The organism is Capnocytophaga sp. oral taxon 336 str. F0502 (genome assembly GCF_000411575.1).
GTDB classification, from domain to species: domain Bacteria; phylum Bacteroidota; class Bacteroidia; order Flavobacteriales; family Flavobacteriaceae; genus Capnocytophaga; species Capnocytophaga ochracea.
Window position 1 is genome coordinate 59,652 of sequence record NZ_KE150490.1, and the last position, 18,995, is coordinate 78,646.

Consider the following 18,995-nt stretch of genomic DNA (forward strand, 5'->3'; position numbering starts at 1 on the left):
TATAACATCTAACTTATGATAAAAAACTTTATTAACAGACCGGTACTATCAACGGTAATTTCTATTCTGATAGTAATTTTAGGGATTTTAGGGATTGTATCCTTACCTATTTCCCAATACCCCGACATTGCCCCTGTAACGGTACAGGTATCGGCTAACTATGCGGGTGCTAATGCCGAAACAGTGCTTAAAGCGGTGGTGATTCCGCTGGAAGAACAAATCAATGGGGTGGAAAATATGGATTATATTACCTCATCGGCTTCTAATAGTGGTTCAGCAAATATTACTGTCTATTTCAAACAAGGCACTGATGGTGATATCGCGGCAGTAAACGTACAAAATGCAGTGTCGCGTGCCAACTCTATTTTGCCATCTGAGGTAACCCAATCGGGGGTGACGGTACGCAAACAGAGCTCAGGTAACCTGATGTTTCTTACCTTCTTTTCTGAGAATAAAGAGTTAGACGATGTGTTCTTGCAAAACTACTTAAGCATCAATGTGATTCCTGCAATCAAACGTATCAGTGGGGTAGGGGATGCCAGTGCTTTTGGAGGTAAAACCTATTCTATGCGCATTTGGTTAAATCCGCAAAAACTTCAAGCTTATGGACTTAATCCTACTGAGGTAACTGCTGCAATTTCGGCTCAGAGTAGAGAAGCGGCTGCGGGTACTTTGGGGCAAAACAGTGGTAGTAGCTATGAATATGTGATTAAGTACAAGGGGAAATACACCCAAGTATCGGAATATGAAAATATAGTACTCAAAGCGTTAGATGGGGGTCGTATTCTCCGTCTTAAAGATGTAGCTAAGGTAGAACTCGACGCGCTCGGATATACAGGATTTTCAGAAAGCAAAGGTCGTCCTGCTGTGGCAATGGGTATTTCGCAAACGCCAGGCTCTAACGCTCACGAGATTATCCAAAATATCGAAAAGCTCTTAGACGAGTTGAAACCTTCTTTGCCCGAAGGGATTACTTATACTATCAACTATAACGCCAATACTTTCTTAGATGCTGCCATTTCTAAGGTGGTGTCTACCCTTTTAGAGGCTTTCCTTTTGGTGTTCTTGGTGGTGTATATCTTCTTGCAAGACTTCCGTTCTACACTCATTCCTGCTATTGCGGTGCCAGTGTCTATCGTGGGTACTTTCTTCTTCTTGAACCTCTTTGGTTATTCTGTCAATATGCTTACCCTTTTCGCCTTGGTGTTAGCTATCGGTATAGTGGTGGACGATGCCATTGTGGTCGTCGAGGCAGTACACGCCAAGATGGAACAAACTCACGAGAAAGCTAAATCCGCTACCATTTCAGCTATGAACGAGATTACAGGGGCGATTATCTCTATCACCCTTGTGATGGCAGCAGTGTTCGTACCGGTAACCTTTATGGGTGGTACTACGGGCGTGTTCTACAAACAGTTTGGGGTAACCCTTATTGTAGCAATCGTGATTTCAGCAATCAATGCGCTCACCCTCAGTCCGGTACTTTGCTCGCTCTTCCTCAAACCTCACGGCGATAAAGAATACGAAGAAAAATCGTGGTTTGGCAAGTTCTTCCACAAGTTTAATGTAGCTTTCAATGCAGCAACTTATAAATACGGACAAACTTTTACTTTCTTTCTTCGCCACAAATGGGTAACCTTAGTGCTTTTACTCTTGGCAGGAGGTGGTATCTATTTTACCAATAAAAGTATGAAATCGGGGTTTGTGCCCAGTGAAGACCAAGGGTTTGTGATGATGGATGTTTCTATGATTCCTGGTGCCTCTATGGAACGTGTCGCCAATATTATGCGTGAGGTAAACGAAAGTCTTTCCAATATCCCAGGGGTGGAAAATGTTACTTTTGTAACGGGTCGTGGTATGATTTCGGGCGAAGGTAGTAACAATGGTATGGGCTTCTTCAAGCTGAAACCTTTCGAACAGCGTTCTAAACTCCCAGGTCAAGACATTCAGTCGATTATCAACAATGCCTTTCGTGCAGTAGCCAATATCAAAGATGCCAATGTGATTTTCTTCCAACCGCCTTCAGTGCCTGGTTTTGGTGTAGGAGGTGGGGTATCGTTTGTACTCTTGGATAAATCCGGAAGTGATATCAGTGAGGTGAACAAGAATGCACAAGAGTTCTTGGGCGCTTTGATGCAACGTCCCGAGATACAGTTTGCCCAAACCTCTTTCAATGTGAACTATCCACAATACCAAATGGATATTAATGTAGAACGCGCTATGCAGTCGGGTATTACAGTGAGCACTATTCTATCGACCTTACAGAATTATATAGGGGGCTTCTATGCAACTGACTTTACCCTTTACGGAAAGCAATACCGTGTAATGGTACAATCGTTGCCCGAAGCGCGTAAAGACCTCAATAGCCTTAATAGCTTATTCGTGAAAACAGGTAGTGGAACGATGGCACCTATTACCGAGTTTGTAACTCTTACACGTACATTCGGTCCGCAATCGCTCAGCCGTTATAACCTTTTTACTTCGGTGTCTATTTCGGCTCAGAACAATCCTGCCTATAGTACAGGTGATGCTCTGAAAGCAGTACAAGAGGTGGCTGCCCAAACCCTCAATAATAATTATGGAATCGACTATACAGGTTTGACACGTGAAGAACAGAATGCAGGCTCACAAACCATTCTCATCTTCTTGCTCAGCTTGGTGTTTACTTATTTTATTCTTTCAGCACAGTATGAGAGTTACCTATTGCCACTATCAGTGCTCTTCTCATTGCCTTTTGGTATCTTTGGAGCGTATTTAGGACAATGGCTTTTTGGATTAGAAAATAATATCTATTTCCAAATTTCCCTCATTATGCTAATGGGTCTCTTAGCTAAAAATGCGATTTTGATTGTAGAATTTGCTGTGCAACGCCGTCGTATGGGGGAAAGCCTATCTAAGGCAGCTATCAATGCCGCAATGGCACGTTTACGCCCAATTTTAATGACCTCCTTTGCCTTTATCGTTGGTTTGATGCCATTAGTATTCGCCTCAGGCGTAGGAGCAGCAGGAAACCGTTCAGTAGCTACGGGAGCTGCTATTGGTCAGCTTATTGGCACCTTTTTCGGACTTGTTGTGATTCCGGTATTCTTTGTATTCTTCCAAGCGATACAAGAGAGTATTAGTGGTCATAAAGAAAAAGAAGAGGTATTTGTAGAGCCTACTGGCGAATATTAAAAGCCTATTGTGCTACGACAAAAAAGGCTATCTGCTTTTTAGCAGACAGCCTTTTTATTTTCTATTACTAGCACATTATTTTTGGGTCGTTTTTGCGTACAATACTTTGCCAAAGTTTCCAACTTTGGTAAAATTGATATAACTTTTGTATCGCAGTCCGTATAAATCTCATTTCTTTAGCTACTAAATCCGTTCTATAAACCTCGCAGATTTGTGAAATCTGTGTAATCTGTGGGATTTTTTTTAATTATCTGATGTTTTTCTTATTCTGAACTCAGAAAGTAGTAATATTGTTTTTTATTTGTCAAAAACGCTATTTTAACACTTTTTCTTCAATAAAGTTATAAGGGCTTTTTACCTATTGATATCCAATATTCTAACATTTTTCCTTCGTCTTAGGTTCGCCTTAGCTTCGCTCTACCTTCGGTTAAACTTCAATTAAAAGATAACAAAGGTTTTTCTAATATTTTACTGATGAATAATGTTTTAATGTTTTTGACATCACGAAATACTATCAAGTGTTCTACTTTCTAAACTTTAAAAAAATTGCAGGGTTTTAAAAGAGATTAACATTTTTTCAGCATTGACCTTGCCTCTTTTAATTCGAGTCAAACTCACCACGTAATAGAAAAATAAAAAGGCTATCCTAATTTAGGATAGCCTTTTCCTTAATTTTTATTTGTAAGTTCTTATGTTGTAGGGTATTTGATTACTCTACGATAGTAGCGATACTTACACGGTTCCAATCTGGTTCACTGAACATATCACCGATACCATTACCTTCAGCTTCGATTCTGTCAGAAGAGATTTTGTAACGATTAACCAACAATGTTTTAACAGCTTTTGCACGAGCATCAGCCAATTGTTTGTTCTTTTCTAAGTTTCCTTCTGGTGAAGCATAACCTTTGATAGTTACTTTAGCATCAGAGTGTTTTTTAAGGTAAGAAGCGATACGCTCTACGTTAGGTAACTGAGAAGCATCGATAGTAGTTTTAGCTACGCGGAAAGTAACTACTGATTCTAAAGTTTTCTTGTTTTTAGTAACTACTTTTTCTACTACTTCTGGTTTCTTGTTGCGAGCTGCTTCTAAGTCATCTTGCAATTTATTAACTTGTCTTTGGCAGTCAGATAATTCCTTGTTTTTGCTGTTCAACTCATCACGAAGTCTACCCAATTCTGCGCTATTGTCAGGATTTTGAGTAGCTGTAGTGAAGTGGTGAGCACCATTACTTCCTTTGAAACGGTAAACCACACCAACAGTAGCTTGAATGAAAGAGTTTAAGCTGTTTAAGCTGTTTACTGAACTTTTTTCAGTAGGAACGTCTACGCCATACACAATAGCAGGACTTAATTTAACTCCCCACGCTTTGCTTTCGCCTAAATTGAACAATAAGTTAGAACCAAACTGAGCAGACATACTGTTGCTTCTGTAGTTTTCTCTATAGTTAGGAGCGATGTCTTGTACATATCTGTGGAACCAACCAATTCCTGCAAAACCTTCTACTTCGAAGAAACGAGGAGTTCCTTTGTAACCAGCAATAAGGTTGCTCAAGTTTACAGTACCTACCAAGCTTACATTGGTATTGTCTATAAAGTTACCTGCATCTACATTATTGTCAAGGGCTACGGGACGTACATACGCCATACCTTCAACGCCTAAACGGAAAGCAGGAGAGATTTGTTTGCCAATCTCAGCTCCAAAAGTGGCACGGGTGTTTTTAAAGAAAGCTTCACGGTGAGTATCTGAGAAACCACCAGCTTTAACACCTACTTGCCAGTTGTCAAAAAATTTGCTCTTACTTAGCATATCTTGTGCGTTAGCACTTGTTATCACTGCAACGACAGTTGCAATACTTAATAAGGTTTTTTTCATATAAAAAAATGTTTATTACTTGTGTTTTAAAATTCGGGGCAAATATACGACTTTTTTATTTGTACAATCATTTTTAGTAATAAAATATGTGCTTTTTGCATTTTTATCCTGTTTTTTTAACGTTTCATTTACAAACTGTTTGCATTTCTTTCACATTTCAGAGAGTTAATATAGTTTTTGGGTATAAAAAATCAGGGAGAGTTTCATTGTAAACTCTCCCTGATTTTCGTGTTAATAAAATATGATAATAATGCTATGAATTTACAATTACATCATTCCTGGCATTCCACCACCCATTGGAGGCATTGCAGCTGCTTTATCGTCTTTGATGTCTACCAAAGCACATTCGGTAGTGAGAATCATACCAGCTACTGAGGCAGCATTTTCAAGGGCTACACGGGTTACCTTTTTAGGGTCGATGATACCTGCTTTAAACATATCGGTATAAGTACCTGTTTTGGCATTGTATCCGTAAGCATCTCTTGAAGCCTCGAGTACACGAGCTACGATTACAGAACCTTCAACCCCTGCGTTTTCTACGATAGTGCGCAAAGGAGCTTCCAATGCTTTGAGGATAATTTTAATACCTGTTTCTTCGTCGGCATTGAGAGGTTTTAGTTTTCCTAATACATTTTTAGCACGAATAAGCGCTATACCACCTCCTGCTACGATACCTTCTTCAACAGCTGCACGAGTAGCGTGAAGGGCATCATCTACACGGTCTTTTTTCTCTTTCATTTCCACTTCCGAAGCAGCACCTATGTAAAGCACTGCTACCCCACCAGAGAGTTTAGCTAAACGCTCTTGTAGTTTTTCACGGTCATAATCAGAAGAGGTGTTTTCGATTTGTGCTTTGATTTGTGCTACACGCGCTTTGATATTATCAGATTTTCCAGCACCATTTACAATAGTGGTGTTATCTTTGTCGATACTTACTCTTTCGGCAGTACCAAGCATATCGATAGTAGCGTTTTCAAGAGTAAAGCCTCTTTCTTCGGCAATTACAGTGCCACCGGTTAGGATAGCGATATCTTCGAGCATTGCTTTACGACGGTCACCAAAACCAGGAGCTTTTACAGCAGCGATGCGAAGGGTACCGCGCAATTTGTTTACTACTAAGGTAGCTAATGCTTCACCATCGATATCTTCAGCGATAATCAAAAGAGGTTTGCCAGATTGAGCTACAGGCTCTAATACAGGAAGCAAGTCCTTCATAGTAGAGATTTTCTTGTCGTACAACAAGATATAAGGGTGGTCGAGTTCTGCAACCATCTTTTCAGAATCGGTTACGAAGTAAGGAGAGAGGTAACCGCGGTCGAACTGCATTCCTTCTACTACATCTACGTAAGTATCTGTACCTTTTGCTTCTTCTACGGTGATAACCCCTTCTTTACCTACTTTCTCGAATGCTTGAGCGATAAGTTCGCCAATAGTATCGTCGTTGTTAGCAGAGATAGAGGCTACTTGTTTTATTTTTTCAGAAGAAGAGCCTACTTCTTTAGCTTGTTTAGCCAAGTGTTCTACGATTTTTGCTACGGCTTTATCAATACCGCGTTTTAAATCCATTGGGTTAGCACCAGAAGCTACGTTTTTAAGACCTTCTTTTACGATAGCTTGTGCTAATACAGTAGCGGTAGTAGTACCGTCGCCTGCGAGGTCATTGGTTTTAGAAGCTACTTCTTTTACCATTTGAGCGCCCATATTTTCGAGAGCGTCTTCTAGTTCTATTTCCTTAGCAACGGTTACCCCGTCTTTGGTTACTTGTGGTGAACCAAATGATTTGCTAATAATCACATTACGACCACGAGGGCCTAATGTTACTTTTACTGCATTTGCTAATGCATCAACGCCACGTTTTAAACCTTCGCGAGCGTCTATATCAAATTTAATATCTTTTGCCATTTCTTTAGTTTTTAGTTTTTATGTTTAGATAACTGCTAATACGTCGTTTTCACGCATAATAAGGTAGTCTTTACCTTCTAATTTTAGTTCAGTACCGGCATATTTGCCATAGAGTACTGTATCGCCTACTTTTAGGGTTACAGGGTTATCTTTAGTACCTGCTCCAACGGCTACAACCGTACCTTTTTGAGGTTTTTCTTTTGCAGTATCAGGGATGATAATACCTGATGCGGTAGTAGTTTCGGCCACTGCGGGCTCAATCACTACTCTATCAGCTAAAGGTTTAATATTCAATTTTGCCATTATTTGTTTAGTTTTTAGTTATTTTTTTGTTTAGAAAATAGGAATTAGGTGTTAGGGAATTACATCGCCCGCGCCCCCTTCGAAAGGGGGGGATGTGGGGATGTTATCTAACCTTTTCATTCAAGTATTTTAATTCCTTTTATAAAAAATCGAAGAGGATATTTCAGAAAGTATGCCAATCTGTAAAAACTGACTTTTTGTCAGTTTAGTTACCTGTATTAGAAGATGTGGCAGGAGTAGCAGGCATTTGAGTAGCATTGTTGGCAGGTGCTTGTTGGTTAAGAGGGTTTTCTACAGGGGCAGTAGGGGTATTGCCATCGAGCAGTTTAGAATCGGCATTTACACCGGTATTGCCTTGTAGTAAGGTGTTGGCGATAAGAATAAGCACTCCTAAAGCAGTAGCAAACGTCCAAGTACTGCGTTCGAGGAAGTCGCCTGTTTTTTTCACACCACCTACTACTTGTGTATTGCCACCGAAAGTAGAAGAGAGTCCGCCTCCTTTAGGGTTTTGTACCATAATTACTAAAGCGAGTAGCAAACATACTACCACGATAAGCACTAAAAAGATGTTGAATGTAGTCATTTCTCTATAAATTAAAATAAATTATTTTGTTGTAGTTTTTTGATATTTTCTATTTGGGCTGCAAAGTAAGCACTTTTTTCTGGATTTTTCAAAATTAATATTTCATACGCTTGTATAGCTTGCTTAAATTTGCGCTGATTTACATATACTTGTGCCAATGTTTCGGTCATTAATTGTTTAGGGTCTGAGTTTACATCATCGGCTAAATTTACGTTGGATACATAGTCTTTAGAGGCTTCAATCTTAGGATTGTTCTCCAAAAACTTATCAATGAGTTTGAACTTCTCGGCTACCTTGTCGTCTTTATAAGATACTTCGGTATGGTCATCGGAGATGTTTTCTAACCATTGAGAGATATTGTCAGTATCAGTTTTAGGTTTTTCCTCTGTTTTTGGTTCAAAAGCATCGGCTAACTCTTGGTGATTTACCAAATCTTCGGGGAAAATAGGTTCTTCGAAAATAGATTCGGGTACATTAGGGCGATACAAGCGTGGTTCGTGGTCGATGTAACTTACCTTAGGAGGTGTATTCTCAGTTTCTTCGGCTTCTTTGCGTTCTCTCGCTTTGCGAATACGTTCAAAATCACGGCGCAGGGCTGAGAAATCAGGGATAATACTTTTAGAATTGATAAAGTCGAACAATACTGAGCGGTCGGTTACGTGTACCGCAGCGAGTTTTAAGGCTTTGTTGTACTTGTAGTTTTCTTCGGAATGCAATATTTTGAGTTGTAACACCCTTGCCGCTTGGAAATAAGGATATTCCTTCACTATCTCGTCGAGTTCATATACTTGATCATCGTTAATAGTGTAGGGATGCCTAATAATCTCTATGAATTGTTTTACTGTCAATCTTACCTTTTATCTTTACCTAATTGCTACCAATCTGCTAATGAGGCGTTGAAAATATCTTGGGTGATACGCTCGAATATCTGTGGGATAGCTTCGCCTTTTACCGAGTTGAATTGTGTAGCAGCAGGATAATCATAGTAAAAAGAAAAGCGTTTTTCAAAGTCTTTTTTATCTTCTTTATGATTAGTAAAGCGCACATTTACGCCTATGGTTACACGGTTTTGGGCAGCGGTTTGTCCTGCGGTAGCCGTCATAGGGGTAATGTTAAACTCTACGATTTCGCCTTCGTACACGAGGTCGCCATTGCGATCGGTAAGGCTGAGGTTGGTTTGGTTGTTAATCAAATCTTGTAGGGCGATGGTAAAATCGCGGTCGAGGCCAGGTTCTACCAAGGGAGCATCGTTGCGAAAGAAGTTTACTTGAAAAGTCTTTGCATCGCCTGTACTTCCTCCTGTAAAGTTGTAGATACCACAACTTATAGCGGTGAAAGCCAAGAGTATATATAAGATATATTTCATTTTACCAATCAATTAGCGGGCAAAGATACGAAAATAATTACGAATGACAAATTACGAATGATGAATTTTTTTACAAGCGTTTGAGGGCTTGCTTGATGATTTCTTCTACTGAAAGCTCTTCGTTGCTTGATTTGATAATGGTATCGACTACTTTTTCGGCTTGTTTGCGCATAAAGCCCAATACTTCTAAGGCGGCAAGCGCTTCTTCTTTGTGGGTACTTACGGTGTTCATCGGCACCTCTTCAAAGTCTCGAAGCTTGAGCATCTTGTCTTTGAGGTCGAGTACTACGCGTTGGGCTGTTTTAGCACCTATACCTTTTACTGCTTGAATGGTAGCTACTTCGCCATTGATAATAGCATTGCGCACTTGTGCAGCGGTGAGCGATGAGAGCATCGTGCGGGCAGTACTAGCACCTACTCCCGATACCGAAAGGAGCAATACAAACACTTCGCGTTCGGCTTTGGTGAGGAAGCCATAGAGCGTGTGGGCATCTTCTTTTATTTGCAAATAGGTGTATAGTTTAATGGCTTCGCCTTCGGGTAGCGCTGAATAAGTATTCAAACTGATATTTACGAAATAGCCCACCCCGTGGCAGTCGATTACTACGTGAGTAGGGTTCTTTTCTACGAGTTTTCCTTGTAATTGTGTAATCATTAGTTTAATTTGTCGATTGAGTAGTGCAAAAGTACAAATAATTAGAGAATTAGCAAATTAGAAAATGAGAGAATTAGAAAATTAGCAAATGGGGTGCTAGTTACAAGCTTGAACTAGAAGAGATTAACTTTGCCAAAGGTGCGAGCCGCACAGGCAGTGTGAGCCACACGGGCTGTTAAATTAGCAGATTAGCAAATGTAGAGGGTTGAGGGGTTCGGAAGAAAACGGAGAAGTTCGGAAGAGGGGAGGTAGGATTTTTGATGAAAAAAGGGTGTAAGAAGGGTGGGGGTAGCTTATAGAGAGCTTATAGGAAGCTTATACGAATCTTGGACGATTGGTATAGGAAGGGTATATAAGTAGTTGACTCATAATATAATACAACAAGGCTAAAAATATTAAAAACAGGGTTTCGAGGCGAAAGAAAAAGGAATAGGTGTTAGGTCATAGGCCTTAGGCAATAGGGGAGAAGCGACGGTCATTATTGTTGTATAAACATTCTCTTTTCATATACTTCGCTCTCGCGGTGCACATACCCAGCTGTTGCTGGTTATCTTCGAAGGGGGAATTAGTGACGGGAAGGTTAAATGTATTTAACTTTGCCAAAGGTCGTAGGACAACAGGCAATAAGGGGAAGACGGATATAAATTGGTAAATTGATAAATTAACAAATTAGCAAATAAATAAATTGGGTTATCGGCATATGATGGTAATGGCTCTTTCTTCGCCTTTTTCGTTGATGATACGCAGGGTGTGATTACCTTTTGGGGCAAAGATATTCATTTCGTGAAAGGTTTCGGTGGTGCCGAGAAAAGCATCGTCTAAATACCAAAAAACCTTGCCTTCGCGATTGGCAGCCTTTGCTGTAAAGGGTTGTTGCTCGCCTCCAAAAGTTTTAGTGGTGTAGAGTACGCTTTGGTGTTTGGGGTAAACGAAATCCAAGCCCCTTTGCAGATTGCCTTGTGTGCAATCGGGACGTAGGGGGGGAAGTGGCTTGTAGTGAATGTGTTGCTGTTTGTAATACCATTCCATTACGGGAGGTAACACGAACCACGCTTTGTTTACAATGTTTTGTGGAGATTCGCACGAGGTGTTTACTTGGTACTGCTCCTCACGGTCGAGGTGTACGAGCTTATGATAAGGACATTGCCCCACTTCCTTAGGAGCGAGAGTGCTGAGTACTGTTTGCTTAGGGCATTCGGGTTTGGCAAGGAAACCAGAATTGGCACAGACGGATACCTCGCGCAGGTCGTCTAAGGGTTCTGAAAACCACGAAGTAGGAGGGAGGGCGTTGAAGATACTGAACATTACCGGAGCGGCGTAGGTAGCCCCTGTGAGGGTGGGACGTCCTTCGCCTGTGGCATTGCCTACCCACACAGCCACCACATATTGAGGCGTAGCACCAATCGCCCACGCATCTTTATTGCCAAAGCTGGTACCCGTTTTCCACGCTATCTTGCGCGACGACTCGTAGTAGCGCCACGCTATATCATCGGTAGGGCGGTTCACTTCCTTCATTGCACTAAACATCTTGTAGAGCGCTCCCGCCCTGAGTGTAGGTAGTTCGCGAGTGTTTTTTCCGAAATCTAAGGGGGCAGTATCGGTATAACGCAAGTGCTGAAATTCCTTAGTACGATAGTGCTGAGTGCGCGCAAAGACTTCCGTTTCCGAAGCCAGATTGGTATACGCCTGTGCCAAATCCCACAGATTGCTCTCGGCACCTCCGAGGATAATGGAAAGACCATAATGGTCGGGGTGGCGGTTGATGTTTTTCAGTTGCAAGTGTTGTAACACATCGTAGAAACGATAGGTAGTAAACTGCTTTAAGAGCCATACAAATGGAATGTTTAGCGATTTGGCTAAAGCCATATCGGCAGAGACAGCACCTTCAAAACTATTGCTAAAATTCTGAGGTGAATAGCCTCCTATTTGAGTAGGAACATCGGGTACTAACTGGGTGGGGAGGAGTTCTCCCTCGTGCAACATTGCTGCATAGAGAAAAGGTTTTAGCACACTGCCCGTACTGCGAGGTGCGTGCACGATATCCACATCTTTTTGATGATCGGTATCGGTAGGGGTATTGCCTACGTAAGCGAGCACTTTTCGTGTTTTCACTTCTACCACCAAAGCTGCCATATTATAGATTTCGGATTGCGAGTAGTGGGTGTAATACCCTGCTACAAGGCTGTTTACTTTCTCTTGCAAGTTTAGCGACACCGTAGAGCTAATGCGCTCACCTTCTTGGGTTTTAGAAGCAAAAATAAGCAAGTGAGGTGCGAGTTGTGGAATAGGGTGAGGTTCAGCAGGAAGAGGTTCGAGAAGTGCCAAATCGTATGTTTCTTTATCGATGATATTTTTAAGGAGGAGTTTGTAAAGCAACGCATTGCGTTTCTGCAAGAGACGTTCTTGGTTCTTACCAGGAAAGATAAGGCTGGGTGCATTAGGAAGGACTGCCAGCGTAGCCGATTGTGCCCACGAGAGCTGATGAGGAGCGACACCAAAGTAACGCCAGGCTGCCATATCGAGTCCCACAACATTGCCACCAAAGGGAGCGTGAGAGGCGTAGAGCTTGAGAATACTCTCCTTAGAATAACGGAACTCCAACCGGGTAGCCCATATCATTTCAATAAGTTTCTCGAAATAAGTGCGCTGTTGGTGCTCACGAGCGATGCGTATCACCTGCTGGGTGAGCGTACTACCGCCGCGCTGTACTTTACCACTGCTCACATTGCGATAGAGAGCCTTGACTACCGATATGGGATTTACCCCCCAATGGTAATAAAAATGAGCATCTTCGAACTGCAATACCGACATTTTAAAGCGGTAGGGCACACTGTCTACTTCAGGGAAGCGCCATTGTCCGTCGTCCGCAATCTTAGCCCCAAGTAATTTACCCTCGTTGCTTTCCAACACCGTGGCATAAGGTTGTGGGAAGAGCTGACGAGGCAGGCAGAAAGCATACCACACAAAGCATAGCACTGCTATCGCTGTTTTGATAGGGTGGTGGCGGATATAAGAGATAAGAGGAGACAAGTAACGGGTAACAAGTGTGGTGTTCATAAAGACTACTAAAAAGACTTTCAGAAAATCGCGCAAATATAAGAAAAAGTTTTTAGTTGTCAATCACCAGGAAAGTCAAGAGGAGCAGAAAGAACCGATTCTTATGATATTCTCCTATCTAACCGCTAATCACTAACGGTTAATTTTCTAAGTTATTAAACTTTTAACACTCTTTACTTCTTTATTTTTACATTTATTTATAAACAGAAACTATTCTCTTTTAAAAGGAAAGAGTGTTGTTCTCTTAAAAAAGATTAAAGAAATTCCTTAGAGGTACACCTGTATTTTCGTTTTATTTATGTTTTTTGCAAAAAAGTATGTTTTTTAGCAAAAATATTTTCGATTGGTAATTAATAGGTTATAAAATAAGAAATGTTAAAATTTTAAGATTGTTAATAAATTTGTTAGTTAAAATTTGGCAGTTTATTAAGAACTCTCTACCTTTGTCGAAAATAAATTTTTAGTAAATGAAAGTAAAAGAATCAATGTTGCTATTCGTTTTGTTGCTATGCTGCACTGTAGCAATAGCACAAACGAGAGTATCTGTAACAGGTTCTGTTACAGGTAACGATGGACTGCCCCTCCCTGGGGTGAGTGTAGTTGTCAAAGGGACAACGCGTGGTGTTTCAACCGATTTTGATGGGAAGTACGAAATCCAAGTTGCTCCTAATGAAGTACTTGAATTTAGCTCTATTGGGTATGCTTCTCAGCTCAAAAAGGTTGATACGAAAAAAGGAACGTTTACTTTAAACATCGTTCTTAAAGAAGAAGCGCAACAGCTTGGCGAAGTAGTGGTTACTGCGTTAGGCATCAAGCGTGAACAAAAGGCTTTGAGTTACAATGTACAACAGGTAAACGCCGAAGAGCTTACTAAAGTGAAAGATGCAAACTTCATCAATTCACTCACTGGTAAAGTAGCTGGGGTTACTATCAACCGCAGTTCTTCTGGTGTGGGGGGGGCTACCAAAGTGGTAATGCGTGGTGCTAAATCTATTGAAAAGAGCAACAACGCTCTTTATGTGGTAGACGGTGTGCCTATGCTATCCACTACTTCTAAGCAAGGTAGTGGTAAGTTCCACTCACAAGGGTCTACCGAAAGCATTGCCGATATCAACCCTGACGATATTGAAAGTATGACCGTACTTACAGGGGCTTCAGCTGCTGCGCTCTACGGTTCGGCTGCTGCCAATGGTGCAATCCTTATCACTACTAAAAAAGGTAAAGAGGGTAAAATGAACATTCAGTTATCCTCCAATACAGAGTTTGGCAATCCGTTTGTCTTGCCAGAATTCCAAAATAGTTATGGCAGTGATGGCAAAGTAACTTCTTGGGGGGCTAAATTGCCTGATGATGCCAATCGTTACGATGTGAAGGACTTCTTTAGAACCGCCACTACCCTTACCAATTCGGTAGCACTTTCTGGAGGTACCGAAAAGAACCAAACTTATTTTTCAGCAGCCTCTACCAATGCTGAAGGGTTGGTACCTAACAACCAGTACAACCGTTACAACTTTACAGTGCGCAACACTACCCACTTATTAGGCGACCGCTTGCGCATTGATGCTTCGGCAAGTTACATCCTCCAAAACCACCTTAATATGATTAATCAAGGGGAATATATGAACCCCTTAGTGGGTGCTTATTTGATGCCTCGTGGTTACGGTTTGCAACGCGCTCGTCAGTTTGAACGTTACAACCCTACTACTCATATTTATGAACAAGTATGGGGAGATTTCGCAGCTGGCTCCGATGGTACTTTCAACGGTAGCTTTGCAGGTGATTACACCTTGCAAAACCCATATTGGGTAGCTTATCGCAACTTGCGCGAAAGCAAACGCGAACGCAATATGCTTTCTTTTGGCGTTACCCTCGACCTCAAAAAGTGGAGTCCTACTGAAAAATGGGATATTTCAGGACGTGTACGCACCGATAATACCAACTTCACCAGCACCGACAAACGTTATGCTTCTACTTTGTCGTTATTAGATATGAGCAAAACAGGTTATTTTGGCATTGCTCGTGGTTATGAAAAACAAACCTACCTCGATGTGCTTACTAACCTCAACAAAAATTTTGAATGGGAAGGCGTGGGTCGTTTCTCTTTAGTAGCCAATATTGGAGCTTCTTTGCAAGACACTCGTTATGACGAATTAGGCTATAAAGGACCTTTACGCAAAGATGGTATTCCTAATGTATTCAACACTTTTAATATCGACCAAGGTGCTGCCAAAACCAGACCTTACCAATCGGGGTATACGGAACAAACTCAATCTATTTTCGGTAGTTTGGAAGTAGGTTATAACAGTTGGCTCTACCTTACCCTCACCGGTCGTAATGATTGGGCTTCACAGTTAGCAAACTCTCCACAATCTTCTTTCTTCTATCCCTCAGTGGGACTTTCAGGAGTACTTACCGATTTGCTTTCACCTGAAACGAAAGCTAAATGGTACAACACCTTATCTTTTGCTAAAATGCGTGTAGCTTTCAGTTCGGTAGCCTCTCCTTTTGATAGAGAACTCACTACCCCTACTTTCACTTTCAACGAAGACACTAAAGTATGGAAAGCAGTTTCGTATTTTCCTATCGGTGAATTGCGTCCAGAACGCACCGATTCTTACGAAGTGGGTATCGCAACTAAATGGCTTAAAGGAACGCTAAGTTTAGATGCTACCGTTTATCAAACCAACACTTACAACCAAACAATTAAGGCAGAGATTTCTCCTTCTACCGGTTACGATGGTATCTACTTGCAAACTGGTGATGTACGCAACCGCGGACTTGAAGTAGGATTGGGTTATGATTTGAAAATCAAAGATAAATTCAGCTGGAACAGTTATTTCACTATGAGTTACAACGAAAACAAAATTATGTCGCTTGTAGAAGATTATATCAATCCTGTTACTGGAAAACGCGAAGGTCGTAGTTACTTAGAAAAAGGAGGTATCGGCGGTGCTCGTTATATCCTTAAAACAGGAGGTACCTTAGGCGATGTGTACGCTACTAACGATTTCAAACGCGATGCCGATGGCAACCTACTTGTGGATAGCAATGGCAAAGTGAATGTAGAAGAGTATAGCAATCGTGACAATTATGTGAAATTAGGTTCTGTATTGCCTAAATACAACTTAGGTTGGCGCAATGATTTCAACATTGGCAATATAGGCTTTGGTGCGATGTTCGCTGGACGTATAGGAGGTGTAGCCATCTCTATGACCCAAGCTGCCTTAGACCATTACGGTGTTTCTAAAGAATCGGCTGAGGCTCGCAATGCAGGAGGCGTAAATATCAACGGTTACAAAGTACCTGCCCAAAGTTACTTTGAAGAACGCGGTAAAGGACGTGTAGCTCAATACTATACCTATTCGGCTACCAACTTCCGCTTGCAAGAGGCTTACGTTTCTTATCATTTGCCACGCAAACTCGTGAATGATAAGGTAGATGTTACCCTTTCTGTTGTAGGTAGAAACTTAGCAATGCTTTACTGCAAAGCGCCTTTCGACCCCGAAGCGGTTTCATCTACTGGTAATTATGCTCAAGGTTTAGACTACTTTATGTTGCCAAGCCTTAGAAGCTATGGTTTTAGTATCAAAGCAAACTTTTAAATAAGCGCAAAGAATGAAAAAATATATTATCCCTGTATTAGCCCTACTTGCAGTAGGCTGTACTAAAGATTTTGAAACTTTCAACAAAAACCCCTACGGAGCTACCGATGAACAGCTCAGTAGAATCCCACAAGGAGGAAATGAACTCGTTGCCTTGCAAAAATTGGTAGTACCTCAGCAGGAAAACTCTTACCAAATGTGTTTTGACCTGCCCGCTACTCCGTATGCAGGCTATGCCTCACAACCTAAGTTCCAAGCCGATTACCCTGTGTATAACCCACGTACAGGCTGGACTGACTATGTGTTTGACGACACTTATACCAAGCATTTATACCCTGCTTATTTTGCTTTAAAGAGCTATTCTAAAGGCGATATAAGCAAATACTATTTTGCTTGGGGAACTGTGTTGCGTGTAGCCGTTACTCACTGGCTTACCGATACCTATGGACCATTACCCTACTCTCAAATGGAAGCTGGTAAAACCCAAACACCTTACGACAAACAATCGGATTTGTACAAATATATGGCAGAAGACTTGAAAACAGCTATCAACACTTTGAAAGCAGTAGATGCTTCCGACCGCCAATATGCCGATTTTGACCTTGTATACAAAGGTGATATGACCAAATGGGTGAAATATGCTAACTCTTTGTTGTTACGTATGGCTATACGTATGAGCGATGTAGACGAAACTAACGCTAAAGCGTATGCTCAATTTGCCATTAACAATGGTGTGATTACCGAAAATGCCGATAACGCTATGCTCGAAACTCAAGATAATGCAGCTTTCAAAGTAGCAGTAAGTTGGGGCGACTCACGTGCAGGTGCTGATATTGTAGCCTATATGAATGCCTTTTCAGATCCCCGTCGCGAGGCCTATTTCACTGAAGTTGCAGGCTTAACTCAAAAGTACATCGGACTAAGAAGTGGACTTACTGGTATCACTGTAAACCCAGCCCTTTTTTCAGCTCCAAAAATCACTAAAGAGTCACCTATGGTGTGGATTACCGCATCAGAAGTAGCTTTCATCAAAGCTGAAATGGCGCTCAAAGGCTGGACTTTTGTAGGCGATACTGCTGAAAACTTGTACAAAAAAGGTATAGAATTATCGTTTGCACAACACAATGTTGCCATAGGTAGTTACTTAGAGAACACCAATACCCGCGGTGCTTATTCCGACCCTCGACAAAGTGCTTACGACAACCCTACTTTCTCATCGGCTATTACAGTGAAATGGAATAGCAGTGATAGTAATGAAGTGAAATTATCAAAGATTATCACTCAAAAATGGATTGCAATGTACCCTTACAACTCACACGAAGCGTGGGCTGAATGGCGCAGAACGGGTTATCCTAACCTAATGGCTCCCGTAGAAAACCGTAGCAATGGAGTAATTACTTCGGTAACCCAAGTAAATGGCAAAGACACTGGTGGTATGCGACGTTTGCCTTTCTCTTCTAAAGAGACTACTAACAACCCTACCAACCGCAACGCTGCTGTAGGTTACTTAGGCGGTGCCGATAATGGCGCTACCGACCTTTGGTGGGTGAAGAAATAACTTAACCTTTAAATGTTATCGCAATGAAAAAAATAATATTCATAGCCTCGTTACTTGCTGTTGCTTGTAACGATATTGAACCGATAGATATAGAGGCTCCTAAACGTGAAATCAACACTCAGGCGCTTACTCAATACAAAGCCGACCTGAACAAACGCCCGATTACTATGGGAATGCTCTACAATTGGGGAAAAGAAGCAGGGGCTATCCTGATGAATACCCCTGATAGTTTAGATGTGATTGTAGTGAAAAATAACTACAATGCTATCGACGAAATGCTCCAAAACGATTTGAGAGACGTACAACAAAAGAAAGCGACTAAAGTTTTGCTCGGTATCGACTTTTCGGCAGCTACCACTACTGATACTACCAAGATCACCAAGCAAGCTAACGATGCTCTCGCTATCGCCAAAGCCAATGGTTTTAACGGTGTGAGTGTAGAGTTTCCACAAGAAAGTAGCGATTACTTCTCTCAAGCAGCTTTTGATGCCGTACTTTCGGCTATCGTTGCTAATAAAGGCAACTTGCTTTTTGCCATTGAAAATATGTATGGTGAATATGGACTAACAAGTGAGGAAAAACCAATTGGCAAAGCTAATTGGGTAATATTCCGCAAAAAGGACAATGAGCAATTCCGCAGTTTTACTGAGCAAGCTGAAAAGTGGAAAACATTGCGCTATTTACCTTCAACCGATTTCACCGAAGAAGGTCTTGACGATGGCTATAGCGACTCTACCAATTTCAACCCCGATGGCAAAAATGGTCGCTATCCGCGTACAGTAGATATCGTTAATTGGAAAGCCTCCAACCGCGCTGGGGTAGCCCTGTACCACATCGAAAAAGATTACTACAACCTTTCGGGTAAAACTACTTTCAAAATCTTGAGAGGTATCATTCACAAAGTACAACAACAAAAATAGAA

The 18,995-nt window shown here is 41.4% G+C and carries 12 protein-coding genes; 4 read left to right on the top strand and 8 right to left on the bottom strand.

Translation table 11 applies throughout. The features are described from left to right. Positions 1-15: 15 nt before the first annotated feature. Positions 16-3,174 (top strand): efflux RND transporter permease subunit, encoded by a 3,159-nt coding sequence (locus HMPREF1528_RS06120; RefSeq protein WP_016479059.1) that lies wholly within the window; start codon positions 16-18, stop codon positions 3,172-3,174. A 709-nt stretch (positions 3,175-3,883) separates the two neighbouring features. Here HMPREF1528_RS06120 and HMPREF1528_RS06125 read toward each other — a convergent pair. From HMPREF1528_RS06125 to pbpC, 8 genes are all read right to left on the bottom strand, one after another. Continuing rightward, complete coding sequence (locus tag HMPREF1528_RS06125; protein ID WP_016479060.1) at positions 3,884-5,047, bottom strand: OmpA family protein; 1,164 nt, start codon at positions 5,045-5,047, stop codon at positions 3,884-3,886. Between the two features lie 267 nt (positions 5,048-5,314). Continuing rightward, positions 5,315-6,949: a chaperonin GroEL gene (gene groL, locus HMPREF1528_RS06130; RefSeq protein WP_009418123.1), complete on the bottom strand. Its 1,635-nt coding sequence runs from the start codon at positions 6,947-6,949 to the stop codon at positions 5,315-5,317. Between the two features lie 24 nt (positions 6,950-6,973). Beyond that, positions 6,974-7,252 (bottom strand): co-chaperone GroES, encoded by a 279-nt coding sequence (groES, locus tag HMPREF1528_RS06135; protein WP_002673428.1) that lies wholly within the window; start codon positions 7,250-7,252, stop codon positions 6,974-6,976. Positions 7,253-7,457: 205 nt separating this feature from the next. Further along, a complete protein-coding gene (gene secG / locus HMPREF1528_RS06140; protein ID WP_002673422.1) occupies positions 7,458-7,835 on the bottom strand; it encodes a preprotein translocase subunit SecG in 378 nt (125 codons plus the stop codon). Between the two features lie 11 nt (positions 7,836-7,846). Next, a complete protein-coding gene (locus tag HMPREF1528_RS06145; RefSeq protein ID WP_002673420.1) occupies positions 7,847-8,683 on the bottom strand; it encodes a hypothetical protein in 837 nt (278 codons plus the stop codon). Between the two features lie 26 nt (positions 8,684-8,709). Next, positions 8,710-9,201, bottom strand: coding sequence for an LptE family protein (locus HMPREF1528_RS06150; protein WP_009419020.1), 492 nt, complete (start codon positions 9,199-9,201; stop codon positions 8,710-8,712). A 70-nt stretch (positions 9,202-9,271) separates the two neighbouring features. Beyond that, a complete protein-coding gene (gene ruvA / locus HMPREF1528_RS06155; RefSeq protein ID WP_016479061.1) occupies positions 9,272-9,856 on the bottom strand; it encodes a Holliday junction branch migration protein RuvA in 585 nt (194 codons plus the stop codon). Between the two features lie 690 nt (positions 9,857-10,546). Next, the gene (pbpC, locus tag HMPREF1528_RS06160) at positions 10,547-12,913 is read right to left on the bottom strand and encodes a penicillin-binding protein 1C (RefSeq protein WP_016479062.1); all 2,367 of its coding nucleotides are present in this window, start codon (positions 12,911-12,913) and stop codon (positions 10,547-10,549) included. A gap of 467 nt (positions 12,914-13,380) precedes the next feature. Between pbpC and HMPREF1528_RS06165 the strand changes: the two genes are divergently transcribed. Genes HMPREF1528_RS06165 through HMPREF1528_RS06175 form a run of 3 tightly spaced genes read left to right on the top strand, consistent with a single transcriptional unit; the run spans position 13,381 to position 18,993 of the window. Further along, on the top strand, positions 13,381-16,515 hold the full coding sequence (locus tag HMPREF1528_RS06165) for a SusC/RagA family TonB-linked outer membrane protein (protein ID WP_016479063.1): 3,135 nt from the start codon (positions 13,381-13,383) through the stop codon (positions 16,513-16,515). Positions 16,516-16,528: 13 nt separating this feature from the next. Continuing rightward, positions 16,529-18,073: a SusD/RagB family nutrient-binding outer membrane lipoprotein gene (locus tag HMPREF1528_RS06170; RefSeq protein WP_016479064.1), complete on the top strand. Its 1,545-nt coding sequence runs from the start codon at positions 16,529-16,531 to the stop codon at positions 18,071-18,073. A 23-nt stretch (positions 18,074-18,096) separates the two neighbouring features. Then, positions 18,097-18,993, top strand: a complete 897-nt coding sequence (locus tag HMPREF1528_RS06175; protein ID WP_016479065.1) for a glycoside hydrolase family 18 — start codon at positions 18,097-18,099, stop codon at positions 18,991-18,993. Positions 18,994-18,995: the final 2 nt, after the last annotated feature.